Here is a 24,458-nt window from a genome sequence, read left to right as displayed (position 1 = left end):
GTCGCTGAGGACAAGCTCGAAATTTCCATTAAAGTGCTTGCGGACGCAGGCTATGTTTCAAAAGAAGCAGACCCTTGCTAATTGAAGGGAAAAAATGTTTAAAGAAGGCGTTTGGTTGGGGACTGTCCCCAACCAAACGCTTTTTTTGAAGGTTGGGGGGGAGCAAACATCAAAACAGGTTAGAAAAGCAGGGGTCATTGATTCCAAAAGTTTCAAATTGCTAAAAAATTATAGCTTAAGCTTGATACTTACAGCCATTTTTGGATATAATTAAAGTGTGTTCAACAACATGAGGGGAAGCCTGTCCTTAATAGAGTGCAAGGATCGCGCCAGTTAAGATTTTAGACAACTACGGAAATGTTCGAATGCGGGCAATTGACGCAGCAGTAGATCTGTGTTGTAAGTCTTCTGGTGAATTTTTTTGCGATAGAAAAAGGACATATGGCACAACCTGAAAAATGAGGAGGAACGGGATGATGAAGAAGTTATTTGCATTACTGCTCATCGTAGTCCTTGCAGCCGGAGCGCTTGCAGGATGCGGAGAAACAAAGGAAAGCGTCGTCGTAGGCATGATTACAGATACAGGCGGTCTTGGAGACCAATCTTTCAACGACTCCGCATGGTATGGCCTTGAGCGCGCTGTGACGGATTTTGGGATCGAGCGCAAAGTTCTCGAATCGACGACTGCGGATGACTATCTGCCAAACCTGACTTCGTTCTCTGAGGAAAATGTCGAGCTGATCATTGGCGTAGGCTTCCTCTTTAACGAAGCAATGATGCAAGCTGCTGAGAAATTCCCAGAGCAAAAGTTCGCCCTGGTCGACTCAGTCGTTGAAATGCCTAACGTCGCTTCCATTACTTTCGCGGAGCACGAAGGTTCATTCCTCGTCGGCGTTATTGCTGGCATGAAGACTGAAACAAACAAAGTCGGTTTTATTGGCGGTTTGAAGTTCCCATTGATCGAGAAATTCGAGTATGGCTTCCGCGCCGGTGTCAAAGCAGTCAATCCTGACGCAGAAGTCTTTGTCAACTACGCGGATTCGTTTGATGATTCTGCGAAGGGCAAGGAAATTGCCATTGTTCAGCACCAAGCTGGCGCTGACGTCATTTTCCACGCTGCAGGCGGCGTTGGTGTCGGTCTGATTCAAGCTGCTGAGGAGCAAGGCTTCTGGGCAATTGGCGTCGACCAGGACCAATCTGCGCTTTCTCCTACAAACGTCCTCTGCTCCATGATCAAACGTGTGGATGAGAGCGTCTATGCGGTTACAAAAGAAGTTATAGACGGAAGCTTTACCGGTACGGTCCACACCTTCGATATTGCAAACAACGGTATTGGTTACTCTGATGACGCCGGCAACCTGACGGATGATCTGAAGGCTGAAGCGGATAAGTACATGGAAGCCATCAAGAACGGTGAATTTACAGTGCCACAGACAGAAGCTGAATTCAATGCTTTTGTCGCACCGTCACTCTAATAATGGGCTAGTTTTTATGAGTCGGATGTCACGACATCCGACTCAATTTTTATCGAAATGAGTGGAGGGATTAAAAGTGCCTCATGTCGTTGAAATGAAAAAAATCACAAAGAAATTTCCTAATGTCATTGCGAATGATGAAGTGGACTTCACCCTGGAACAGGGGGAAATCCATGTTTTGCTTGGGGAAAATGGCGCGGGGAAATCCACGCTGATGAATCAGTTATACGGACTTTATACGCCGACTTCCGGCGAAATTTATATTCATGGAAAGAAAGTTGACATCAAGGATCCCAATGTTGCGATCAGCTATGGCATAGGTATGGTGCATCAGCATTTTATGCTTGTGGAACCTTTTACAGTGGCGGAAAATATCATCCTTGGGTCTGAACCCAAAAAAGGTATCGTCCTCGATATAGAAAAAGCAAGGCAGGATGTTCGTAAGATATCTGATCTGTATGGATTACAGGTCGATCCGGATGCTGTTATTCACGATATAACGGTTGGCATGCAACAGCGTGTCGAAATACTAAAAGCCCTCTACAGAGGCGCTGAGATCCTCATTCTTGACGAGCCTACTGCCGTACTGACACCTCAGGAAATTGAAGAGCTGGGAACCATCATGCATAGGCTTACAGATCAGGGGAAATCCATCGTTTTAATCACCCATAAGCTCAAAGAGGTCATGGCCCTCAGCGACCGGGTCACAGTCATCCGGCGCGGGAAAAATGTCGAGACCCTCGTCAACGAGAATACTTCTGTTGATCAGTTGGCAGAGCTTATGGTGGGACGCAAGGTACAGCTCGAGGTGGACAAGGAAGACCAGGCACCTGGCGAAGTCCTTCTCAAAGTTGAAGACTTGAAGTGCCTTAACAATAGAAAAGTTCCGGTTCTCAAAGGCTGCAGCTTTGAGGTCCGCTCAGGCGAGATTCTGGCAATCGCAGGCGTTGACGGCAACGGTCAGACAGAGCTTGTTGAAGTTCTCACAGGCCTTAGAAAACCGGAATCCGGGAAAATTATCTTTTCAGGCAAAGATATTTTCAAAGCGCATACAAAAGACATCATTGAAGAAGGTATATCTCATATTCCAGAGGATCGTCAAAAACGGGGCCTTGTCATGTCCCATAGTTTGGCCGAAAATTCAATTTTGGGCAGCCACAGAAAGGCACCATTCAGCAAGAATGGGATCATGGATTATCCAAAGATTCACGCCTACAGTCTAGGCCTCATTGAAGAGTTTGACGTCAGGACACCAAGTGAGAATGTAGCGGCGAGTGCTTTGTCAGGCGGCAATCAGCAAAAGCTGATAGTGGCCAGGGAGCTGAAGCGTGATCCATTGCTTTTAATTGCTTCTCAGCCTACCCGGGGTGTAGACGTAGGCGCCATTGAATTTATTCATAAGCGTCTGGTGGAGCAAAGGGATCATGGAAAAGCGGTACTCCTCGTGTCATTGGAACTGGATGAAGTTATGGCGCTGGCCGACCGGATTGCCGTCATTTATGATGGGGCCATTGTCGGTCTCATGGAAGGCAGCGAAGCCACTGAGCGCGAACTCGGGATTCTGATGGCAGGCGGCTCTCTTGAAAAAGCGGCATCGAAGCAGGAGGGAGATTATGGAAAAAACAACTGAGACGCGTTGGGAACAGCTGTGGGATAATTTCAAATTTCCCCTGTTATCCATTTTTCTTGCCTTTCTCATAGGGTCAATTTTTATCATTTTAACGGGAAACAGCCCGTTCGTCGCCTACTACGCCTTGATCAGCGGCAGCTTGTTCGGAATGAGCCGGATTGGTGAAACCTTGCTTAAAACGACGCCATTGATCTTTACGGGTCTGTCAATAGCGTTCGCGTTTCGTTGCGGCTTGTTCAATATTGGTGCGGAAGGGCAATTTATAATAGGCACGCTTTTCACGGTGACGGCAGGTTACATTTTCAGGGATTTGCCTGCGGTAGTTCTCATCCCTTTAGTGCTCACTTCCGGAGCCCTTGGCGGCGGTCTCTGGGCTGCTATTCCAGGTGTTTTGAAGGCCAAGTTTGGCGTACACGAGGTTATCGTTACCATTATGCTGAATTATACAGCCTTATTTTTAACCAACTTTTTTATCCGGACCTCGCTGAACCCTTCAACGCTGCAGGGTGATGTCCAAAAGGCACACTCTGTCATTTTGGGTGATAATGCCCGGCTAACGAACATGTCTGATATTCTGCCTATTTTTGGGAACTCCAGTCTGCATACCGGAATCTTTATAGCCATTGCGGCTGCCTTTGTGATGTGGTATCTGCTTTACAAAACAACCATGGGCTATGAAATCCGTTCAGTGGGCAGCAATCCTTTCGCTTCGGAATACGGTGGCATTTCAATTTCGGCAAACATCATCAAAGCCATGTTTATTTCAGGGATGCTTTCGGGTCTTGCGGGCGCAACGCTTATTTCAGGCTTAACTTTCAAGGTTGACCAGGCGCCAGCGTCAGCAGGCTATGGCTTTACGGGGATCGCAGTCGCGCTCGTCGGAAAGAACCATCCTCTTGGGGTCCTTGCCAGCGCGCTGCTGTTCGGTATTTTGGCAAATGGTGAACGCAAAATGCAGATTGCCGGCATACCAAAGGAAGTTGTTGGGATCATTCAAGGCATCATTATCATCTTTATTGCGGGCGAAGCGATCCTTCAGTACTTCCCGGATTTGAAAAAGAAGTTCAAACGTAAAGGTTCAAAAACGGAGGTGGCTGAAAAATGATGATCATTGTTATGGCCATTCTCGCCTCAACCCTGCGTTTGGCAACGCCTCTGATATTCGCGTCGGTGGGCGGCGTTTTTACTGAGCGCTCTGGCGTTGTCAACATAGCCCTGGAAGGGATCATGATCATGGGCGCGTTCTTCGCGATCCTGACCTTCAGATATATTCCAAATCCATGGGTAGCCATTCTTTTCGCTATGATCATGGGCATCCTGACTTCCTTGATATTGGGTGTCCTCGCGATTCACTTGCGGGCCAACCAGGTCGTTGCCGGCGTTGCCATCAATTTGCTGGCAGGGAGTCTCGCAGCTTATCTCCTCGAGGTTATTTATGGCCGTTCCGGTCAGACGGATCCTATTCGCGGCGGGCTGTCCAGAAGTCCAGAAGCGCTGGAGTTCCTGAATGACATCCCTGTGCTGGGCAGCTTTTTCAGTGGCCTGAATCCTTTTGTCTATATGGCGTTTATTGTCGTCGCGGTGGCCTACTTTGTACTGTTTAAAACACCTTTTGGCCTTAGAATCCGTGCTGTAGGCGAACATCCCAAAGCGGCGGATACCGTGGGCATCAATGTCTATAAAATCCGTTATATCTGCGTCATGATTTCGGGGGCCTTGGCGGGGCTCGCAGGCGCTTCGCTTTCGATTGGTTCTGTCAACATGTTCCGGGAAGGGATGACTTCGGGTAAAGGCTTTATAGCCCTCGCGGCTATGATCTTTGGAAAATGGCATCCCGTTGGCGCTTTGCTTGCGTGCCTCTTCTTCGGATTTGCAGAAGCTATAGAAATCCAGGCATCGACCCTTGGAATTGGCTGGATTCCATCAGAATTTTTAAGAATGCTGCCGTACGTGGCTACAATTCTGGTACTTGTTGGGGCTGTCGGAAAAGCCGTTGCGCCAAAGGCAAGCGGACAGCCGTATGATAAAGCACATCATTAAGTAATATGAATAGATTATGGCAGGCAAGCGTGCTGAAAGACTTAAGGTCGACAGTATCAGCAGCCTGCCTTTTTTTATCGTTAACCTCACCGCATTCTTTTTCCCTTCAATTTATGTGACTTTGAGGGTATAATAATAGTGTTGCATGAATGATCATATCCGAGAAGTAATGACGAAAGGGGTAGGCCTATGCTTAATCTTTACGAACGTGCATCTGAGTTAGTGAAGGCTAATGTGCCTTTTGCTTTGGCGACTATTGTAGAGTCGAAAGGCTCAACACCCAGGCACAGCGGTAAAATGATTGTTCTTGAAGAGGGAGAAATTATAGGAACCATCGGCGGCGGTCTGGCGGAGAAGACGGTGATTGACCGCGCGGTGGAAGCTATTAAGCTTGGTAAATCTGAAATGGTTGAAATGATTTTGAACAGCGACGCTGAGGACGGGCTTCCCATGCATTGCGGCGGTGGCCTGAAGGTGTTCGTTGAGGTTCACGTTACACGGCCGACCCTCGTTCTGGCAGGCGGCGGCCATGTGAATATGAGCCTGTATAAATTTGCCCTGGCGCTTGGATATGATGTTATAATTGTTGAGGACAGAGAAGCCTTTGGAAATCCGGTGCGGTTTCCGGAAGCCCGGGAGATCCATGTTCATGAAGACATGGAGAAAGCCATGGGGTTGGTTCACGTCCACCCTGATATGTACATTGTCATAGCGACCAAAGACAGTGATGAAAAGGCGCTAAGGGCTGTTGTCAACTCTGATGCGGCCTATATTGGATTGATTGGCAGCCGGCGAAAGGTTGGCATCATCCTTGAACATTTGAAAGAGGAAGGTGTGGATGCCTCTGTCTTAGAGCGTGTACACGCGCCAATTGGTCTTGATATTGGGGCTGAAACACCGCCTGAAATTGCTGTCAGTATCTTGGCGGAGGTGCTGAAAGTCATGAAAGAGGCCACCGGAAGATCCATGAAGGAGCTGAGGTTCAAATGAGACTTGGTATAGAGGACATGCGGGTACTGGTAAGGGGCGCAGGCGACCTGGCAACAGGTGTGATCGCGAAGCTTCACGAAACGGGTTTTAAGGTTGTGGCTGTGGAAATCGCTCAACCCTCTGTAATTCGAAGGACGGTTTCTTTTGCCCAAGCCGTATTTGATGGAGAAACCACGGTGGAAGGCATACGCGCTGTTCTGACTGAATGGCCGGATGTCGAGTCTGTCTGGGCACAGGGTGCAGTACCTGTCGTTATTGATCCTCGACTCGAGGGCCTCGGCAGAATGAGATTTGACGTGGTCGTGGATGCGATCATTGCCAAACGCAACCTGGGTACAACTATGACTATGGCGCCTATTGTCATTGGGCTTGGTCCTGGATTTGAAGCGGGCAAGGATGTCCATGCCGTCATAGAAACCATGCGGGGCCATTATCTTGGCAGAGTCATTTATGAGGGTATTCCGGAACCGGATACTGCCGTACCGGGTCTAATAGGCGGTTTTGCTGGAGAACGCGTCATTCGTGCGCCAAGAGAAGGCCTATATAAGCCTTTAGTTGAAATTGGTACCAGAGTTAAGGAAGGTCAAGCGGTGGCGGAGGTGGATGGAGAACCGGCCATAGCTACCATAAGCGGTGTTTTAAGAGGGCAGCTCAGCGAAGGGCTTCATGTCACTAAAGGCTTCAAGGTGGCAGACGTTGACCCAAGGGCTGAGGAGGATCATTGCCTGACGATCTCAGATAAGGCCAGAAGCATTGGCGGAGGTGTGCTTGAAGCTGTTTTGCACCTTGCGCGTGCTATCTGAAAGCGGACTGGAGTTGCTGTATAATGAAGATGAATATGAACCTCAATATGGTTCAGACTCAAAAACTGGTCATGACAGCGGAGCTGAAGCAAGCTATTGAAATTCTTCAGTATAATTCTGTTGAGCTGAAAGAGTTCATTCAGGAAGAACTGATGACAAATCCCGTTCTCCAGCTTCAATCTCAGGACGAGGGTTCACAAGCCGCGGCTGTCAGTGCACCAGAGGTTCCTGAAGAGCCAATTAAGCCACAGTCTGAGAGTTCAACAAATGATCTTGACAATATCAATTGGAAAGAAGTTTCTCAGGGCATGAGCAGAGAACGGGGATCCGCGGTTGCGGTAGAATCCCGGGATGATGAGTTTTCCTACGAGAGTTTTTTACCGACCAAAGAGAGTTTGTACGACCACCTTGCCTTCCAGCTGTGTATGAGCGATCTTAAAGGGCTGGATTATCAAGTGGCGCAATTTTTGATAGAAAATATCGATAAGAATGGCTATTTGGATCTACGGACAGAGGAAGTCTTATCGAAGTTTCAAATTACCGAAGATAACTACGAACGCATTCTCTCTGTTATTCAAACCTTTGATCCCCTTGGGGTTGGCGCGAGGAATTTGGCTGAATGTCTCAAAATCCAGCTGATGGCAGGTGATGACGCGCTGAGTAAGCTCGCAGCGGGGATCATAGAACATCATCTTCAAGACCTGGCAAACAACAGGATTCAAAATATAGCTAAAGCGCTTGGGGCGCCGCTTGAACAAATTCAGGATGCCTGTGATCTGGTAAAGACGCTTGAACCAAAGCCCGGACGCGCTTTTTCAGTGGATGATGAAACACGGTATGTTGTGCCGGACGTCGTTATTACGAAAAACGAAGGGGAATATGTCATATTGGTCAGCGATTCAACAGCGCCAAAGCTTTACATCAACGATTTTTACAGGCGAATTTTGGAAAGCGAACAACAGAGTGCCGCTTCGGAGTATATCAGCAAAAAACTGAGCTCTGCCATGAAGCTGATCAAGAGTATAGAGCAGCGGCGCAACACGATTTATAAAGTTGTAGAGGCCATTGTGGAAGTTCAGCTGGAATTTTTTGAAAGAGGACCAATGTATCTGAAGACCTTGACACTTAAGGATATTGCAGAACGCGTGGGCGTTCATGAATCTACAGTCAGCAGGGCTGTGAGTGGAAAGTACCTTCAGTGCCCTCATGGTATTTACGAAATTAAATTCTTTTTCCAAAGTGGTGTTTCGAGTGAAATGGGCGAGAGCGTCTCATCTGAATCCATCAAGAAGATCATCAAGGAGCTGGTAGACCGTGAGGATCCCAAAAAGCCTTTCAGTGACCAGCATTTGATGGAAGAATTGAATCAGATAGGCATCATGATTTCCAGACGAACTGTAGCAAAGTACAGGGATGAGCTATTTATCCCTTCATCCTCCAAACGTAAGCGCTTCTAAGGTGTCAGACTTAAGCTTGTGAGAAATCTACGAAAGTAAAATCAGTCACCAGAATATGGTTACAATATCCGCTCAACTGTGATAAAATCAGGTGAGTGGATATTTTTTTAAGTCTGCTGGGACTAATAATGAACACAAGGACTAATTTTGTCCCAGCAAATGAAACTGGAGGTATCTATGTATTCAGACCACGCTCCTGAAGATGTAATGCTTTTGTCAGACGTCGCTGACATGTTGAGAAATACGGCACCGGAAATGGTTGAAGCACTTGCTTCCCGCTATAGAATCCTGACATTGCTGCATGATGATCAGCCCATTGGGAGAAGGAATCTTTCCACGCAGCTTGGGCTGACGGAACGCGTCGCCCGTAAGGAAGCCCTGATCCTTAAAGAGCAGGGATTGGTAGATTTTTCTCTTGAAGGGATGTATTTGACGAAAAAAGGGTATGAAATCTACGAATTGCTGAAGAAATATTTTCAGAATCGTACAGGGCTCAAGGAAATGTCCCAGCGCCTGGAGAAGGCCCTGGGAATACGAAAGGTCATTCTTTCTCCTGTTGTGAATCCCGAAGATCAGACCGCTGCTCAGAAAGAGCTTGGCAAAGCAGCAGCCCATTACTTGAAAAAGCTTATTCATAATGACAGTATTATTGGAATCACTGGTGGAACCACGGTTCAGAGCGTGATTGACAGTTTTCGCCATGAAAAGGATCATCTGCCTGGCGCAATGATTCTTCCGGCAAGGGGTGGAGTGGGCAATCGTGCGGAGCTCCAGGCCAATACCTTGGTGGAGCGCTTTGCCAATATGCTGGGATGCCAGTATAAGCTGCTTTTTTCACCGGATATACTTTCCAAGGACGCCATCAGCAGCCTCAAAAATGAACCGGAAATTAAAGCACTGATGGCACTCATAAAAAATATCACGGTGTTGCTCTTTGGAATTGGTGATGCTATGACAATGGCAACACGTCGTGGTTTAAATCAAGAAGAAATTGGTATCATTAACAGTAGAGATGCTGTCGCGGAAGCTTTTGGGCATTACTTTAACCGCGAAGGTGAGATAGTGTATGAAATCAGCACCATCGGCATCAGTCTTGAGCAGTTCAAGACCATAGAGAATCCGGTCGCCGTGGCAGGGGGACTGGGGAAGAAAGACGCCATTGTATCAATTTGCAAGCTGCATCCGGGGCTGATCCTGGTGACGGATGAAGTGGTCGCAAAAGCTATATTGAATGACACAAAATAAACTACATTCAAGGAGGATGACTCATGAGAAAAACAAGAGTAGCAATCAACGGGTTTGGCAGAATTGGTAGAAATACTTTTAGAATTTATGCAGGCATGAAAGATCCAAATTTTGAGATCGTTTTGATCAATGGACCAAGAGACGCGGCTTCTCAAGCCCATCTCCTCAAGTATGACACATTGTTTGGAAAATTTGACGGTGAGGTATACGCAGAAGGCAGCAGTCTGTTTGTCAATGGAAAAGAAGTCAAAATCACTTCGGAAAGAAAACTGGAAAACATGCCTTGGGCAGAGCATGACATTGATGTCGTCATTGAGGCTTCCGGTGCTTTCAGGACAGGCAAAGAGCTCGCCATGCACATTGAGCGCGGCGCTAAAAAGGTGCTGCTCACCGCGCCTGGCAAGGATGAGGATGTTACAATAGTCATGGGCGTCAATGAAGGGCTCTATGATCCGGCGAAGCACAACATTGTCTCCAATGCTTCCTGCACGACCAACTGCCTCGCGCCTTTCGCGAAGGTACTCGTTGAGAACTTTGGCATCGTCAAAGGTCTCATGACGACCATTCACTCCTATACAAACGACCAGCGCATTTTGGACGGCTCCCACAAAGACCTGAGACGTGCCAGGGCTGCGGCAGAGAACATTATCCCAACGTCCACAGGTGCTGCCCAGGCTGTTGCCCTCGTTATTCCAGAGCTGAAAGGGAAGTTCAACGGCTTTTCACTTCGCGTGCCTACCCCTACGGTATCCATTGTTGATATGGTTGTTGAAACAGAAAAGAAAGTTACAGCTGAAGAAGTCAACGCGGTGCTTAAAGCGGCTTCTGAAGGCGCGCTTAAAGGGATCCTGGGCTTTTCTGATGAGCCTTTGGTGTCCATGGATTACAAGATGGACGAAAGGTCTTCCATTATCGACGGTTTGTCTACCATGGTCATTGGGGACAACATGCTTAAGGTCGTCTCCTGGTATGACAATGAGTGGGGCTATTCTGCCCGCGTCGTAGACCTTGTCGCTTACATGGTCGAGAAAGGGATTTAATCTGATTTATGAAATGAGATCCGGGCTGGATTCAGGGTTTGCGGCTTTCGCTGGAAACCCTGAAGTTGGTCCGGGTTTTCATAATCATTAAGGCGGATTTAAAATGACATTTTTTAGGGAGGAAAATCAAATGGTTTACAATAAGAAAAGCGTTGAGGATCTCGCGGTTAAGGACAAACGCGTCTTGGTACGTGTGGATTTCAACGTTCCTCTTAAAGACGGGGTCATTACGGATGAAAGCAGAATCACCGGCGCGCTTCCAACTATAAGATATCTGATGGAAAACGGGGCGAAAGTGATTCTGTGTTCACACCTTGGAAAGCCTAAAGGAGACAATCTATCCGCGTTTTCTTTGGCGCCTGTGGCGAAACGTCTCTCAGAGATTCTCGGGGTTCCGGTTGGGTTCCCGGAGGAAATGGAGGTCGTGGGACCAAAAGCCCGCGCCGCGGTCGAAGCCATGAAGGCAGGAGAGGTTGTCTTGCTTGAAAATACGCGATTCAGAAGTGAAGAGACCAAGAACGGTGAAGCATTTTCAAAGGATTTGGCATCCCTGGCTGACCTTTATGTGAACGACGCTTTTGGGTCCGCCCACAGGGCCCATTCCTCAACCGTAGGTGTGACTCAATTCGTGGAGGAAGCAGCCTGCGGCTATTTGATCGAGAAGGAGCTCAAGTATCTGGGCGCTGCGGTGACCCAGCCGGAGAGGCCACTTGTCGCTATTCTTGGCGGCGCTAAAGTTTCCGACAAAATTGAAGTCATCCGTAATCTGCTTGAGAAAGTGGATGCTCTCATTATTGGCGGCGGCATGGCCTATACGTTCCTCAAAGCCCAGGGCCACAATATTGGCTCTTCGCTGCTGGAAGCGGACAAAATGGATTATGCGCTCGAAATGGTTGAAAAGGCTAAGGCAAAAGGCATAGAGCTTCTTTTGCCGGTCGACCACGTTTACGCGGATGCATTTTCTGCGGATGCTGTCCCTAAGGTCTCCAGCGACGCTGAGATTCCAGAGGGCTTCATGGGGCTCGATATAGGCCCTAAAACTGTCGAGAACTTCAAGCGCGTTATTTCCAGTGCAAAGACGGTCGTCTGGAATGGTCCTATGGGTGTTTTCGAATTCAAGTCTTTTGCGACGGGAACGTTTGAAGTCGCCAGCGCAATGGCTGAATCTGAAGCAATCACTGTCATAGGCGGCGGAGACAGCGCAGCAGCGGTCAATCAGCTTGGCTTTGGGGATAAGATGACCCATATTTCCACAGGCGGCGGCGCTTCCCTTGAATTCCTCGAAGGCAAAGAACTTCCAGGGATCGCGGCGCTCAAAGACCGCTAAGCCAATATATTTCAAAATGAATTTAACCCATAACCGAAAAGTGATATAATGATAAGATAATGCACAGCCATCGTGAAGAAAATGCGGTTCGGTCTGAACCGCATTTTTTTAGCCGATTGCTAAAAACGGTTAAAATACCGCAGAAGCATTACTGAGGAGGACATTCATGCGAAAACCCATAATCGCAGGGAACTGGAAAATGCATATGACCATAGAGAGCGGCAAGGCATTTGTCAAAGAAGTCGCCGCAAGTCTTGGCGACACTGAGGTCGAAGTGGTACTTTGCGTTCCCTTTACCCTTATTCAACCGCTCAGCACAGCCGCTGAAGGCACGCCAGTTAAAATAGCGGCCCAAAACATGCACTATGAGGACTTTGGCGCGTTTACCGGGGAAGTGTCCGCGGATATGCTTAAAGAAGTTGGCGCGACTTATGTGGTTATTGGCCACTCTGAGCGCAGGCAGTATTTCAACGAGACGGACGAAACCGTCAATCTGAAGCTTAAAAAAGCCCATGCCTCAGGGCTTAAACCCATAGTCTGCTGTGGCGAAACCCTCGAGGAACGAGAAGCCGGCACCACGGAAAGTGTGGTCAAACGTCAGGTTGAAGCCGCATTTGAAGGCATTTCGCCAGAGCTGGCCGCTGAAACTGTAGTGGCCTACGAGCCGGTTTGGGCTATCGGAACAGGCAGAACGGCAACGGCGGCTCAGGCTCAGGAGGTCATTGCCTATATTCGCAGTCTGGTGGAGGCGAAATATGGGGATGAAGTTTCCGAAGAAATGCGGATCCAGTACGGCGGAAGCGTTAAACCGGATAACGTCGAAGAGATTATGAATGAAGTTGACATTGACGGCGCTCTTGTGGGCGGCGCAAGTTTAAAACCGGACAGCTTCCTTTCCCTAGTCAATTTTTAAGGAGATGAGCCATGGAAACAAATAAAGCACCCGTTATGCTGATTGTCCTGGATGGATGGGGCTACAATCAGAACCTCGAAGGCAACGCTATTGAGGCAGCCAAAACGCCTGTGTTCAACAGGCTCATGAAGACCAGACCCCACGTTCTCGTAGGCGCCAGCGGCATGGATGTGGGCCTTCCGGAGGGGCAGATGGGCAACTCTGAGGTGGGGCATCTCAATATTGGCGCTGGAAGAGTTGTCTATCAAGAGCTGACGCGGATCACCAAATCCATTTTAGATGGGGATTTCTATGAAAACCCGGCGTTGACCACTGCGGTGGACACTGCCATAAAAAACGGAAAAAACCTGCACTTACTGGGTCTTGTATCTGATGGCGGCGTCCACAGCCATATGGAGCACCTCAAAGCGCTTGTGGACCTGGCGGCGGGCAGGGGACTGGAAAACGTCTTCATCCATGCATTTCTGGATGGCAGAGATACATCACCGACCAGCGGACTTCGTTTTGTCGAAGAGCTCGAAGGGCATCTTGCACCGGCGGGGGCAGCGGTTAAAGGGAAAATTGCCACTGTCAGCGGACGCTACTATGCCATGGACCGGGATAAGCGGTGGGAGCGAGTAGAACGCGCCTACAATGCTTTGGTCCACGGAGAAGGGCACAAGGCGGATGGCGCGGTTCAAGCGATCCGGGATTCTTATGCCAAAGAAGTGCTGGATGAGTTTGTGGAGCCTGTCGTGATTCAGGAAGCCGGGGCGCCGGTGGCAAAAATTCAGGAAGGCGATTCTGTAATCTTCTTCAACTTCAGGCCGGACCGAGCAAGGGAAATGACGCGGGCTTTAACAGACCCGGCTTTTGACGGGTTTAACCATCAGTATTTCCCGCTGCATTATGTCTGTATGACGCAATATGACATTACTATGCCAAATGTCGCGGTGGCCTATGCGCCACAGGTGATCAGCAATACCCTTGGCGAATACCTTGGGGCTCTTGGGAAGCGTCAGCTTCGAATTGCTGAGACCGAAAAATATGCCCATGTAACCTTTTTCTTCAACGGCGGGGTTGAAGCCCCAAATCCTGGTGAGGACCGAAAGCTGATCCCGTCTCCAAAAGTAGCGACATATGACCTCAAACCGGAAATGAGCGCTCTTGAAGTCACGGAAGGCGTTCTCGAAGCCCTCGACAGCCATCAGTATGACCTGATTGTCCTGAACTTCGCCAACCCGGATATGGTCGGCCACACTGGGGTCTTTGACGCTGCAGTGAAGGCGGTGGAAACCGTAGATCAATGTCTTGGCAGGATTGTTGAAAAGCTTGAAGCGCTGAAGGGGAGTGCTATTATAACGGCTGACCATGGGAATGCCGAAATGATGGTTGACTATGAAACCCACGAAAGCTTTACGGCCCACACGACAAATCCGGTACCGTGCCTTCTGCTTTGCCAGAAGGAGGGCGTCAAGCTCAAAAGCGGCGGCAGACTCTGCGATTTGGCGCCCACGCTCCTGGAGCTCATGGGACTTGAAAAGCCAGCAGAAATGACAGGCGTGAGCCTGATAGAAAATTAGTCCATCACTCAGTCCATAACTCAGTCCATCGAACACAAAGAAAATTAACTGGAGGGATTTTTATTATGTCAGCTATTATGGGCGTTTACGCCAGAGAAATTCTCGATTCACGAGGCAACCCAACCATTGAAGTTGAAGTTTATCTTGAAGACGGCACTATGGAGCGCGCGGGTATACCATCAGGTGCTTCAACAGGCGCTTTTGAAGCCGTTGAGCTTCGTGACGGGGACAAATCCCGTTACCTTGGAAAAGGTGTCCTTACAGCTGTCAACAACGTAAATGAGATTATAGCACCTGAACTGATTGGCATGAGCGCCTTTGATCAAGTAGACATTGACCGTCTCCTTCTGGAGCTTGACGGGACGCCAAATAAGGCTAAGCTTGGCGCAAACGCCATCCTTGGCGTTTCCATGGCAGTTGCGCGAGCCGCTGCGAAATCCCTTGGCCTTCCGCTTTACCAGTACTTGGGCGGCGTGAATGGAAAGACGCTTCCTGTACCAATGATGAATATTCTTAACGGCGGTTCCCACGCTGACAACAACGTGGATATCCAGGAGTTCATGGTCATGCCGGTCAGCGCGAAAAGCTTTGTCGAGGCGGTCCGTATGGGTGCTGAAATCTATCATGCCCTGAAGACTGTGCTTAAATCCAAAGGTCTCGCAACAGGTGTTGGCGACGAGGGTGGCTTCGCGCCAAACCTGGCTTCCAATGAAGAAGCGATCAAAGTCATCCTCGAGGCAGTAGAAAAGGCAGGCTACAAGCCTGGTGAAGATATTCGCCTTGCCATTGACGCGGCGGCTTCAGAATTCTACAACAAAGAAAAGGGCAAGTATGAGCTTTCCGGTGAGGGCGTCGAAATGACCTCTGAAGAACTGGTGAACTACTATGCAGGGCTGGTTGAGAAATATCCAATCATCTCGATTGAGGATGGCTTTGACGAAGAAGACTGGTCAGGCTGGAAACTCATGACAGACACCCTTGGCAGCAAGATTCAGATCGTAGGTGACGATCTGTTCGTCACAAACGTTGAGCGCCTTTCCCGCGGTATTGAAAGCAAGACGGCCAACAGCATCCTGGTCAAGCTCAACCAGATTGGCTCCATTACGGAAACGCTGGATACAGTTGAGATGGCTAAGCGCGCAGGCTACACGGCGGTTATTTCCCACCGCTCTGGCGAAACTTCAGACTCTACTATTGCAGATGTCGCCGTTGCCTTGAACGCCGGCCAAATTAAAACCGGTGCCCCAGCCAGAATTGACCGGGTTGAAAAATACAACCAGCTGATCCGTATTGAGGAGATGCTGGGAGATTCCGCAAAATATGCAGGTCTCAGCGCGTTCTACAACTTGAAAAAATAAGTTTGGAACCATTATAATGCAGGAGGGAAGTTGGTACCGACAGGATTTTTGCCTAAGGTACCAATTTCCTTTCTTTTCTTTGTTATTGGCCTTGCTGCTGGACCGTTGAAGACGGCATGATTTTATAAAATGAAAGAAAGAAGAAAATACATTGCAATTTCAACAAAATGTTTAATTTTTACCTAAAGTTTTAAATTATACAATATACAAATCTGGTTGATTTAACAAAATCACTATGTTAGAATAATCCATGGTAAACAACTCATGAGGAGGAAATGATTAATGGATACATTTGTGATGATCGTTGTCGTAATTGCTTCATTGGTACTGATCGCAAGCGTTCTGCTTCATTCAGGGAAAAGCGCGGGGCTTTCCGGCTCGATCGCTGGCGGCGCTGAGCAGCTTTTCGGAAAACAAAAGGGCAGAGCCTATGACGATTTGCTTGACAGAATCACTAAAATTGCCGCTGTTGCTTTTATTCTTTGTACCCTTCTGCTGGTCTATCTTCAGGGCAGATAAAACAAAATACATCACACTATTAAGGAGGAGACAGATTTGAGTTTCAGCATGATTTACGCGGCCCCGGTTGCAGGCCTTCTTGCGCTGGCGTTTGCTTACTACCTCGTTACTGCAAAGATCAACACGGTCAATGTAGGAACAGAGCGTATGAAGGAGATTTCCTCATACATTCACGAAGGTGCCATGGCGTTCTTGAGAAGAGAATATAAGACGCTCGTCATCTTTGCGCTGGTCTTATTCGTTATCATTTCTATTGGCATCAACTGGCAGACAGGGGTCTCGTTTCTTGTTGGTGCGCTTTTTTCTGCTTTGGCTGGTTTTATTGGCATGCAAGTCGCTACGAAAGCCAACGTACGTACAGCGAACGCCGCTAAAGAAAGCGGTATGAACCGTGCGCTTTCCGTCGCGTTTTCAGGCGGCGCGGTCATGGGAATGTCCGTTGTTGGTCTGGGGATTATTGGTGTCACAGTCCTCTATTTGATTTTCAGAGATGGTACAATCATCACCGGCTTTGGCCTTGGCGCTTCCTCCATCGCGCTCTTTGGCCGTGTCGGCGGCGGCATCTATACAAAAGCGGCTGACGTCGGCGCTGACCTGGTCGGTAAAGTTGAAGCCGGTATTCCGGAAGACGATCCAAGAAACCCTGCTGTCATCGCGGACAACGTGGGCGACAACGTGGGTGACGTCGCGGGTATGGGCGCGGACCTGTTTGAATCTTATGTCGGTTCCATAATAGCATCTGTAACACTCGGCTTTGTCCTTTACAACGAAGCGGGTATTTTGTTCCCTATCGCGCTCGCGACAGTGGGCATCTTAGCATCTATAGTAGCAACCTTCTTTGTTAAAGGTGATGAAAAGTCTGACCCGCATAAGGCACTCAAAATGAGCACTTATGTCAGCTCCGGCATTGTGGTGGTCGCTTCGTTTATCCTCTCCAACATGGCATTTGGCAACATGAACGCAGCATTTGCCATCGTTGCGGGTTTGATCGCGGGTACATTGATTGGACAAGTCACAGAAATCTATACGTCTGGCGACTACAAGTCTGTTAAGAAAATCGCGGCTCAATCCATGACGGGTCCAGCAACAACAATCATCAGCGGCCTTGCGGTCGGCATGTATTCTACAGCGATTCCAATCATCCTGATTGCGCTTGCGACTCTGGTATCCTACAAGTTTATGGGCCTTTACGGCATTGCCCTCGCGGCGGTTGGTATGCTTTCCACAACGGGCATCACGGTTGCGGTTGACGCATACGGTCCTATTGCGGACAATGCTGGCGGCATTGCGGAAATGTGCGAGCTTCCTAAAGAAGTCCGTAAGATCACAGATAAGCTTGATGCAGTTGGCAACACGACTGCAGCCATCGGCAAAGGCTTTGCCATTGGCTCTGCGGCTTTGACGGCACTCGCGCTCTTTGCGTCCTTTGCGACTGCGGCTAAGATCGAAAAGATTGACATCCTCAATCCAAACGTTGTCGTAGGTCTCTTTATTGGCGGTATGCTGCCGTTCCTGTTCTCCGCTATGACTATGGAATCTGTTGGTAAGGCTGCTTTTGAAATGATTGAAGAAGTTCGCCGCCAGTTCCGCGAAATTCCGGGCATCATGGAAGGTAAAGCAGTGCCTGAGTATGCGAAGTGCGTTGACATTTCAACGGCTGCAGCGCTGAAAGAAATGATGGTTCCTGGCCTGATGGCAGTTATTTCTCCAATTGCAATGGGTCTGATTCTTGGCGTTGAAGCGCTCGGTGGCATGCTTGCCGGCGCGCTCGTTACTGGTGTTCTCCTCGCGATCTTTATGGCTAACGCGGGCGGCGCTTGGGACAACGCGAAGAAATACATTGAAGAAGGTCACCACGGCGGCAAGGGCAGCGAGCCTCACAAGGCAGCGGTCGTTGGCGACACAGTAGGCGACCCGTTCAAGGATACTTCCGGTCCGTCCATCAACATCCTCATCAAGCTGATGACCATTGTTGCGCTCGTATTCGCGCCGCTCTTCATTCAGATGGGATCCCTGCTTTAATTAAAATTTGATTTGAGGCCCCTCCGGCCAGACTGGAGGGGTTTCTTTAATGGAACGCGTGGCAATACTTTGGTATTTGGCATTCTGAGTGGGTATATAATTTATGATTTGTGTTGACTAAAGCAGCAGCATCACCCAAACAGGAGGTTTCCCATGAAAGACCGAATTTTAGACGCCATCGAAAACCATTTTAAACAGCCTGTCTTTGATTATAATTTGGAAGAGTTTCTTGAGATCAGCGTTGAGGACAAGGGTCTTTTTTACAATGCCCTTGAAGAAATGGCCGCGGCGGGCACCATAGTCGCTACAAAGAAGAAAAAGTATGGAACGCCTGCAATGTTTGACATGGTCATAGGCAAGGTGGATATAGCCCAAGGCGGCTATGGCTTCCTCATGGTAAAGGGCGAGAAGGGCAATGATGTCTTCCTGCCGGAGCCGGAGCTGGAAGGCGTTTTCGAAGGAGATATTCTCCTCGTAAAAATTGTAAAGCGCTCTGCCGATGGTCGCAGGCGCGAAGGTGCCGTCGTGAAGGTCCTCACCCGGGGCACCACACAAGTGATAGGCACCTTTAAGCTGCAGAAAAAATTTGGCCTGGTAGAGCCTCAGGATCCCAAAGTCGGCACAAACTTCTATGTTCATTTGGCCAACACCAATCAGGCTATGGACGGAGATATTGTTGTCCTGAAAGTCACCGACTGGCCTAAGGGCTCCAAGATTCCAGGCGGCGAGATTGTGGAGATCCTTGGGAAAAAAGGTGATCCTTATGTCGACATCCTCTCGGTTATCCGAAAGTTCAATTTGCCGGAGGCCTTCCCGCCCGCAGTTGAGGCGGAAGCGGAGGCTTTCCCTGAAGCGCTCGATCCAGCGGAGCTGGAGCGCCGCAGGGACCTCAGGAACGAACTCGTTATCACCATAGACGGGGCAGATGCCAAGGACCTGGATGATGCGATTTCCATTGATACCCTGGATAACGGCAATCTGCTTTTAGGCGTTCATATTGCGGACGTTACCCACTATGTTAAAGAAGGCTCAGCTCTGGACCGGGATGCCTTTGACCGGGGCACCTCCGTTTATCTGGTGGACAAGGTCGTCCCAATGCTGCCAAAGCGTCTGTCCAACGGTCTTTGCAGCCTCCATCCGGATGTGGACCGCTTTACACTCAGCGTCGACATGGAAATCAACCCAACCGGCGACGTGATCAAGCATGAAATCTATGAGTCTGTGATCCGTTCCAAATACCGGATGATTTATACGGATGTCTCAAACCTGCTTGAAGATCAGGCAGAAGCAGAGATTGTAGAGAAATACAAAGATCTCATGCCGGAGCTCAAGCAATATGAAGCCCTGGCTAAGATCCTGAGAAAACGCCGTATGGACCGTGGCGCCATAGACTTCAATTTTGTCGAAGGCAAGGTCTTGACGGACGAAGAAGGCAAAGCCATTGATGTCGTTCTGGATGAACGCCGGGTGGCCAACCGCATGATCGAGGAATTCATGCTGATTGCCAATGAAACGGTGGCAGAGCACTTCAACAAAAAGGATTTCCCGTTTGTCTACAGGATCCACGAAGATCCGGATGAGGAAAAGATTGAGACCTTCATCAAATACCTTTACAACCTGGGCGTGAAAGTTAAGATTGGCAAAGACGGGATTGAGCCAAAGACTGTGCAGGAGATCCTGGAACAGATTGAAGGCCACAAGGAAGAGCACGTGGTGAACAAACTAATGCTCAGGTCCCTTAAGCAGGCCAAGTACTCGCCGCTGAACGAGGGTCACTTTGGACTGGCAGCAGAATATTACTGCCACTTCACTTCCCCTATCCGGCGCTATCCGGATCTTCAGATCCACCGGATTATCAAAGAGTCCCTGAGAGGCAAGCTCTCTGACCGCAGGATTGCCTCTCTGAAGGGCATTGTGGAAGAGGCGTCCATACAGTCCTCCGATCGCGAGCGCGTGGCTGAGCAGGCGGAGCGGGACGCGGACGACATGAAAAAAGCGGAATACATGGCGTCTCATGTGGGCGAAACCTTCAGCGGCTTGATTTCTTCAGTGCTGAGCTTTGGCTTCTTTGTCGAGCTGCCTAATACGGTGGAGGGCCTGGTGCATATGTCAAGCCTTGAAATCATGGATGACTTTGATTATGATGAGAAGAGTATGGCGCTGGTAGGGGCGAGAAGCAGAAAACGCTTCAGCATTGGCGACCTGGTCGAGGTCAAGCTGACCCGGGTCGACGTGGATCAGCGCCAGGTGGATTTTCAGTATCTACAACATCTTGAAGCAAAGGAAAATTAAAAGCATGTATAAATTGATTGTGACAGATATGGACGGCACCTTGCTGAATTCGGACAAAGAGGTGTCGCCGGATACGGTGGCAGCACTCAGGACGTTGATGCAGACCGGTGCAAGGGTAACGCTGGCCACGGGGCGGATTTACAGGGCTGCCAAGCGGTACGCGGATCAGATTGGCATGACGACGCCTTTGATATGCTGCAACGGGGCCGTCATAGTGGATCCCGTGACGGATGAGCTGCTGTATGGGGCGCCTATTCCAGCGGCTATAGGCAAAAAAGTCCTGGAGATTGCCAGGCGCTACGACGTCTATTACCACCTCTATGACAAGGAGACCATTTACAGTGAGCGCCTGGAGAAGCTGATTGCTTATTTCCGGAGGATGTCACTGGAGCACCCGCCGGAGCACCGGGTGGGGACGGAGGTCGTGCCGGACGCCATGGCGCTGTTTGAGCAAAAAGAGATTTATAAGATAGGGTTTCACTTTGATAATTCTGAGCGCTCGGCGCAGATGCGGCGGGAAGTTGAGGCCATTGAGGGCATAGCGGGCTATAAGTCCCTGGACACAATTTATGACGTGTTAATGGCCGGTGTCAACAAGGGGACGGCGCTGGAGCGGCTGTGCGGGATTTTGGGCGTCCGGCGGGAAGAGGTCATGGCCTTTGGGGACAATGAGAATGACCTGGAAATGCTGGAATACGCCGGCATGGGCGTCGCTATGGCGAATGCGGAAGCGTTTGTCCATGACGTGGCGGATCACGTGACGGCCTCGAATGACGAGGAGGGCGTCCTGCGGGCGCTGGAAGCGGTGTTTAAGTGGGCGTAGCGTTGGGACGCTCAGAGCATAAGGAATCAAACATTGAGAGATTAAAGACTTAAGTGATTAAAAGCTATAGACCATTGCCGATGGTTTCAAGGCGCCCAACCTGGCGTTTCCGGTGGGGGACTGGGCCGGACCGAGCAAGCCCGGTCTGGCCCCTCTTGACGAGAACGCCTGTTCGTGGTATGCTTGGAAGGATGAAAAGGTAAGAAGGTGAAAAGCATGGCGGAAAGACAAAAAAGCACGAGGCCGGAGCGCCCGGAAAAGACGGTCGCCCAGAACCGCAAAGCCAGACATGAATTTTTCATAGAAGAGACTATGGAGGCAGGTGTCGTATTGACCGGCACTGAGGTCAAGTCGATCCGCATGGGACGCGCCAGCATGAGTGACGCCTACGCCGAGGTCAAAGACGGCGAAGTCTTCGTACACAACCTTCACATCAGCCCATATGAAATGGGCAATGTCTTCAATGTGGATCCGCTGCGTTCCAGAAAGCTTCTTCTGAACAAGAAGGAAATCGCGAGACTGACGGGCTACATTCAACAAAAGGGGTATACCTTAATTCCACTGAGGCTGTATCTGAGCAGCAAGAATCTAGTGAAGCTGGAGCTCGCTATAGCGAAGGGCAAGAAGCTCTACGACAAGCGTGATGCCATTGCGAAGCGGGATTCGGAGCGCAACATTCAAAAGGAACTGCGAGAAAGACAGAAGTATTAAGGTTTGAAGCAACAGAAAAGAACCTGACAAAATGGCGCTTTGGTTGACTTGCTATAGCGCAGCAAAATACGTTGATCCTGCGGACTTTGAGCTCTTAAACACGAAGTGCCGCTGATCCCATATCATGGGGGCGTATTGGTTTCGACAGGGGTTTGGAGTTATTGGAAGCGAGCCGTGTTTCCTGACCTGGGGTACACGTAAAAGAACTGGGTCACTTTAAATTAAACGCTAAAAATAATTACGCTTTAGCAGCTTAGTCTGCTCGTCAGCCCGAGGTAGCCTACGCCCCCGGGACCTGACGTCATATCGTGGGGAACAGCTTTAGAGGACGCTCCGACTCTTTAGCGGTACAACTGGAGATCGCCTGACCTCAATCCGGTCACCAGGAGTGAGAGACGGCTAAATTTAAATAGGTGACTGCGCTCGGAGAAACTGATGGCAAAGGGCTTTTGGACAGGGGTTCGACTCCCCTCGCCTCCACCACAATAAAAAAACACCCAGAAATGGGTGTTTTTTTATTGTGGTGGAGGCTTGCCCATAGCAAACGCTTCGCGTTTGCGAGCCCTGAGCGTGAAGCGCGAAGGGTCCACCAAAACGTAAATACAATGAGATGAAAATTTGAAAAACCGCCCCGACCTGATGGTGGGGACCCGGTTATGGCATGAGAGGGTCCACACAGACGCTTGCAGTGACAATAATGCAGTGACCTGAACATTTTAATCAGAAGATGAAATTAATTTCCTGTATACATGCAATATAGTATTTTGTGGGCTGGTTGGTGGTTTCGACATTTGTTCTATTAGCTTAATGCAACGCTTGTGAGCACCATTATGAAATGAACGTGTTTACAACGTAAACGTGATTGTGCTATAATAAGTACAGACATAGTTGTTAAATAAATATCATTTTGAAAGGAGGAAAAAATGAGATTAGAAATTGGGAATTTCCAAGTTCAAAATATTGAATTTGGGGTGGAATCCTCTTACGAGAATGGAACTTTAACAATTAACAAAGAAGAAGCACTGGCTGTAGTATTGCGAGATGAGCACATTACTGAGGCTGATATTATTTTGACCAAGCCTGGAGATGATGTTCGAATAGTACCTGTGAAGGAAGCCATTGAGCCAAGATTTAGATTAAATGCTGGACCCACATTTCCTGGTATTACAGGTAAGATTGAAAGGGTGGGCAATGGAAAAACTGTTGCACTTAAAAATTGCAGCGTTTTAGCAGTGGGAAAACACTGGGGTAGTTTTGGTGATGGTTTAATTGATATGAGCGGTGAAGGTGCTAAATATTCAATTTTCTCAAAATTAAACAATATTTGTTTAGTTGCTGATACTGATGAAGAATTTGAACGCCATCAAATACAGAAGAAAAACCATGCCTTACGATGGGCAGCCCATCGATTGGCGGAATATTTAGGCAGTATAGTAAAAGACATGACACCTGATTCAACTGAATTATTTGAATTGGCACCGATTACAAAACGTGATGAAAAAGTTCAAGGTTTGCCATCCGTTGTTTTTGTCATGCAACCTCAATCACAAATTGAAGAATCAGGGTTTAATGATTTAGTTTATGGATGGGATACTAATACAATGTTGCCAACATACATGCATCCAAATGAGGTTTTAGATGGTGCTATGATCGGTGGAAGTTATATGTGCTGCTCTTCAAAATGGTCTACATATGATTTTCAGAATTGCCCAACAATTAAGTCGCTTTACAATGAGCATGGTAAGACAATTAACTTCTTGGGTGTCATAATGTCAAACCTTAACGTTTCTTTGGAGCAAAAAGAAAGGGCAGCAATGTTTGTACAACAGATCGCCAGCAACTTAGGCGCAGATGCGGCTATTATTACGGAAGAAGGTTATGGCAACTCAGATGCTGACTTCATTGAATGTATCAGGCTCTTGGAAGAGGCAGGCATTAAGACAGTTGGCTTGACGAATGAATGCACCGGTCGTGATGGACTTTCACAACCACTGGCGGCTTTAGATGTTGCAGCAGACGCAATTGTTTCATGTGGCAATGTATCTACATTGATTGAATTACCACCTATGGGAACTGTTATAGGCGAACTGGAGTCGTTAATGAGAGATGGGTTGTCTGGTGGATGGGCAGGCGATGAAAAGTTGGGACCATCTGTTAGAGAAGATGGATCAATTATCATGGAAAACAATTCCATGTTTTGTGGGGATTCAACACTGGGTCAGTCAATAAAAACAGTAATAGAATTTTAAAT

The 24,458-nt window shown here is 48.7% G+C and carries 20 protein-coding genes and 1 other RNA gene; all 21 read left to right on the top strand.

Annotated features, from left to right (window positions below; translation table 11 throughout):
- The first annotated feature begins 94 nt into the window (after positions 1–94).
- The 21 genes from BLP63_RS12545 to BLP63_RS12445 all read left to right on the top strand — a co-directional run bounded on the left by BLP63_RS12545 (position 95) and on the right by BLP63_RS12445 (position 24,456).
- Positions 95–274, top strand: a complete 180-nt coding sequence (locus tag BLP63_RS12545; protein WP_092592096.1) for a hypothetical protein — start codon at positions 95–97, stop codon at positions 272–274.
- A gap of 199 nt (positions 275–473) precedes the next feature.
- Positions 474–1,475 (top strand): BMP family lipoprotein, encoded by a 1,002-nt coding sequence (locus tag BLP63_RS12540; RefSeq protein WP_092592094.1) that lies wholly within the window; start codon positions 474–476, stop codon positions 1,473–1,475.
- A gap of 76 nt (positions 1,476–1,551) precedes the next feature.
- Positions 1,552–3,105 (top strand): ABC transporter ATP-binding protein, encoded by a 1,554-nt coding sequence (locus BLP63_RS12535; protein ID WP_092592092.1) that lies wholly within the window; start codon positions 1,552–1,554, stop codon positions 3,103–3,105.
- Entirely contained in the window at positions 3,089–4,210 is a 1,122-nt protein-coding gene (locus BLP63_RS12530) for an ABC transporter permease (RefSeq protein ID WP_092592090.1), read from the top strand. The genes BLP63_RS12535 and BLP63_RS12530 overlap by 17 nt, the downstream gene beginning before the upstream one ends.
- Complete coding sequence (locus BLP63_RS12525; protein WP_092592088.1) at positions 4,207–5,145, top strand: ABC transporter permease; 939 nt, start codon at positions 4,207–4,209, stop codon at positions 5,143–5,145. Before BLP63_RS12530 ends, BLP63_RS12525 begins: the two co-directional genes overlap by 4 nt.
- A gap of 189 nt (positions 5,146–5,334) precedes the next feature.
- Entirely contained in the window at positions 5,335–6,135 is an 801-nt protein-coding gene (locus BLP63_RS12520; RefSeq protein ID WP_092592086.1) for an XdhC family protein, read from the top strand.
- Positions 6,132–6,938 (top strand): selenium-dependent molybdenum cofactor biosynthesis protein YqeB, encoded by an 807-nt coding sequence (gene yqeB / locus BLP63_RS12515; protein ID WP_242870905.1) that lies wholly within the window; start codon positions 6,132–6,134, stop codon positions 6,936–6,938. The genes BLP63_RS12520 and yqeB overlap by 4 nt, the downstream gene beginning before the upstream one ends.
- Before the next feature lie 23 nt (positions 6,939–6,961).
- On the top strand, positions 6,962–8,395 hold the full coding sequence (gene rpoN / locus BLP63_RS12510) for an RNA polymerase factor sigma-54 (RefSeq protein WP_092592084.1): 1,434 nt from the start codon (positions 6,962–6,964) through the stop codon (positions 8,393–8,395).
- A 177-nt stretch (positions 8,396–8,572) separates the two neighbouring features.
- Positions 8,573–9,640 carry a sugar-binding transcriptional regulator gene (locus BLP63_RS12505; protein ID WP_170829443.1) on the top strand — a complete coding sequence of 356 codons (1,068 nt, stop codon included), beginning with the start codon at positions 8,573–8,575 and terminating at the stop codon, positions 9,638–9,640.
- Between the two features lie 23 nt (positions 9,641–9,663).
- Positions 9,664–10,680 (top strand): type I glyceraldehyde-3-phosphate dehydrogenase, encoded by a 1,017-nt coding sequence (gene gap / locus BLP63_RS12500; RefSeq protein WP_092592080.1) that lies wholly within the window; start codon positions 9,664–9,666, stop codon positions 10,678–10,680.
- Between the two features lie 130 nt (positions 10,681–10,810).
- Entirely contained in the window at positions 10,811–12,007 is a 1,197-nt protein-coding gene (locus BLP63_RS12495) for a phosphoglycerate kinase (protein WP_092592078.1), read from the top strand.
- Positions 12,008–12,173: 166 nt separating this feature from the next.
- Positions 12,174–12,920 carry a triose-phosphate isomerase gene (gene tpiA / locus BLP63_RS12490; RefSeq protein ID WP_092592076.1) on the top strand — a complete coding sequence of 249 codons (747 nt, stop codon included), beginning with the start codon at positions 12,174–12,176 and terminating at the stop codon, positions 12,918–12,920.
- An 11-nt stretch (positions 12,921–12,931) separates the two neighbouring features.
- Positions 12,932–14,482, top strand: coding sequence for a 2,3-bisphosphoglycerate-independent phosphoglycerate mutase (gene gpmI / locus BLP63_RS12485; protein WP_092592074.1), 1,551 nt, complete (start codon positions 12,932–12,934; stop codon positions 14,480–14,482).
- A 65-nt stretch (positions 14,483–14,547) separates the two neighbouring features.
- Positions 14,548–15,840, top strand: a complete 1,293-nt coding sequence (eno, locus tag BLP63_RS12480; RefSeq protein WP_092592072.1) for a phosphopyruvate hydratase — start codon at positions 14,548–14,550, stop codon at positions 15,838–15,840.
- A 282-nt stretch (positions 15,841–16,122) separates the two neighbouring features.
- A complete protein-coding gene (secG, locus tag BLP63_RS12475; RefSeq protein ID WP_092592070.1) occupies positions 16,123–16,359 on the top strand; it encodes a preprotein translocase subunit SecG in 237 nt (78 codons plus the stop codon).
- A gap of 48 nt (positions 16,360–16,407) precedes the next feature.
- Positions 16,408–18,381 carry a sodium-translocating pyrophosphatase gene (locus tag BLP63_RS12470; protein WP_092592116.1) on the top strand — a complete coding sequence of 658 codons (1,974 nt, stop codon included), beginning with the start codon at positions 16,408–16,410 and terminating at the stop codon, positions 18,379–18,381.
- A 153-nt stretch (positions 18,382–18,534) separates the two neighbouring features.
- Positions 18,535–20,673, top strand: a complete 2,139-nt coding sequence (gene rnr, locus BLP63_RS12465; RefSeq protein WP_092592068.1) for a ribonuclease R — start codon at positions 18,535–18,537, stop codon at positions 20,671–20,673.
- 4 nt (positions 20,674–20,677) lie between these two features.
- A complete protein-coding gene (locus BLP63_RS12460) occupies positions 20,678–21,496 on the top strand; it encodes a Cof-type HAD-IIB family hydrolase (protein WP_092592066.1) in 819 nt (272 codons plus the stop codon).
- 216 nt (positions 21,497–21,712) lie between these two features.
- On the top strand, positions 21,713–22,207 hold the full coding sequence (gene smpB, locus BLP63_RS12455) for an SsrA-binding protein SmpB (RefSeq protein WP_092592064.1): 495 nt from the start codon (positions 21,713–21,715) through the stop codon (positions 22,205–22,207).
- A 126-nt stretch (positions 22,208–22,333) separates the two neighbouring features.
- Positions 22,334–22,690, top strand: a transfer-messenger RNA (tmRNA) gene (gene ssrA, locus BLP63_RS12450).
- Between the two features lie 440 nt (positions 22,691–23,130).
- Entirely contained in the window at positions 23,131–24,456 is a 1,326-nt protein-coding gene (locus BLP63_RS12445; protein WP_092592062.1) for a glycine/sarcosine/betaine reductase component B subunit, read from the top strand.
- Positions 24,457–24,458: the final 2 nt, after the last annotated feature.

Origin of the sequence: Acidaminobacter hydrogenoformans DSM 2784, from assembly GCF_900103005.1 — a bacterium.
GTDB lineage: Bacteria > Bacillota > Clostridia > Peptostreptococcales > Acidaminobacteraceae > Acidaminobacter > Acidaminobacter hydrogenoformans.
This window is presented reverse-complemented; position numbering and strand designations above follow the sequence as displayed.

What these genes read in the sequence shown, in the direction of transcription:
- BLP63_RS12530 (WP_092592090.1), top strand. Translation starts at nt 3,089, where the DNA reads ATGGAAAAAACAACTGAGACGCGTTGGGAACAGCTGTGGGATAATTTC.
- secG (WP_092592070.1), top strand. Translation starts at nt 16,123, where the DNA reads ATGGATACATTTGTGATGATCGTTGTCGTAATTGCTTCATTGGTACTG.
- gap (WP_092592080.1), top strand. Translation starts at nt 9,664, where the DNA reads ATGAGAAAAACAAGAGTAGCAATCAACGGGTTTGGCAGAATTGGTAGA.
- eno (WP_092592072.1), top strand. Translation starts at nt 14,548, where the DNA reads ATGTCAGCTATTATGGGCGTTTACGCCAGAGAAATTCTCGATTCACGA.
- tpiA (WP_092592076.1), top strand. Translation starts at nt 12,174, where the DNA reads ATGCGAAAACCCATAATCGCAGGGAACTGGAAAATGCATATGACCATA.
- BLP63_RS12470 (WP_092592116.1), top strand. Translation starts at nt 16,408, where the DNA reads ATGATTTACGCGGCCCCGGTTGCAGGCCTTCTTGCGCTGGCGTTTGCT.
- smpB (WP_092592064.1), top strand. Translation starts at nt 21,713, where the DNA reads ATGGCGGAAAGACAAAAAAGCACGAGGCCGGAGCGCCCGGAAAAGACG.
- BLP63_RS12495 (WP_092592078.1), top strand. Translation starts at nt 10,811, where the DNA reads ATGGTTTACAATAAGAAAAGCGTTGAGGATCTCGCGGTTAAGGACAAA.
- BLP63_RS12540 (WP_092592094.1), top strand. Translation starts at nt 474, where the DNA reads ATGATGAAGAAGTTATTTGCATTACTGCTCATCGTAGTCCTTGCAGCC.
- yqeB (WP_242870905.1), top strand. Translation starts at nt 6,132, where the DNA reads ATGAGACTTGGTATAGAGGACATGCGGGTACTGGTAAGGGGCGCAGGC.
- gpmI (WP_092592074.1), top strand. Translation starts at nt 12,932, where the DNA reads ATGGAAACAAATAAAGCACCCGTTATGCTGATTGTCCTGGATGGATGG.
- BLP63_RS12545 (WP_092592096.1), top strand. Translation starts at nt 95, where the DNA reads ATGTTTAAAGAAGGCGTTTGGTTGGGGACTGTCCCCAACCAAACGCTT.
- rnr (WP_092592068.1), top strand. Translation starts at nt 18,535, where the DNA reads ATGAAAGACCGAATTTTAGACGCCATCGAAAACCATTTTAAACAGCCT.
- BLP63_RS12505 (WP_170829443.1), top strand. Translation starts at nt 8,573, where the DNA reads ATGTATTCAGACCACGCTCCTGAAGATGTAATGCTTTTGTCAGACGTC.
- BLP63_RS12520 (WP_092592086.1), top strand. Translation starts at nt 5,335, where the DNA reads ATGCTTAATCTTTACGAACGTGCATCTGAGTTAGTGAAGGCTAATGTG.
- BLP63_RS12460 (WP_092592066.1), top strand. Translation starts at nt 20,678, where the DNA reads ATGTATAAATTGATTGTGACAGATATGGACGGCACCTTGCTGAATTCG.
- BLP63_RS12445 (WP_092592062.1), top strand. Translation starts at nt 23,131, where the DNA reads ATGAGATTAGAAATTGGGAATTTCCAAGTTCAAAATATTGAATTTGGG.
- BLP63_RS12525 (WP_092592088.1), top strand. Translation starts at nt 4,207, where the DNA reads ATGATGATCATTGTTATGGCCATTCTCGCCTCAACCCTGCGTTTGGCA.
- rpoN (WP_092592084.1), top strand. Translation starts at nt 6,962, where the DNA reads ATGAAGATGAATATGAACCTCAATATGGTTCAGACTCAAAAACTGGTC.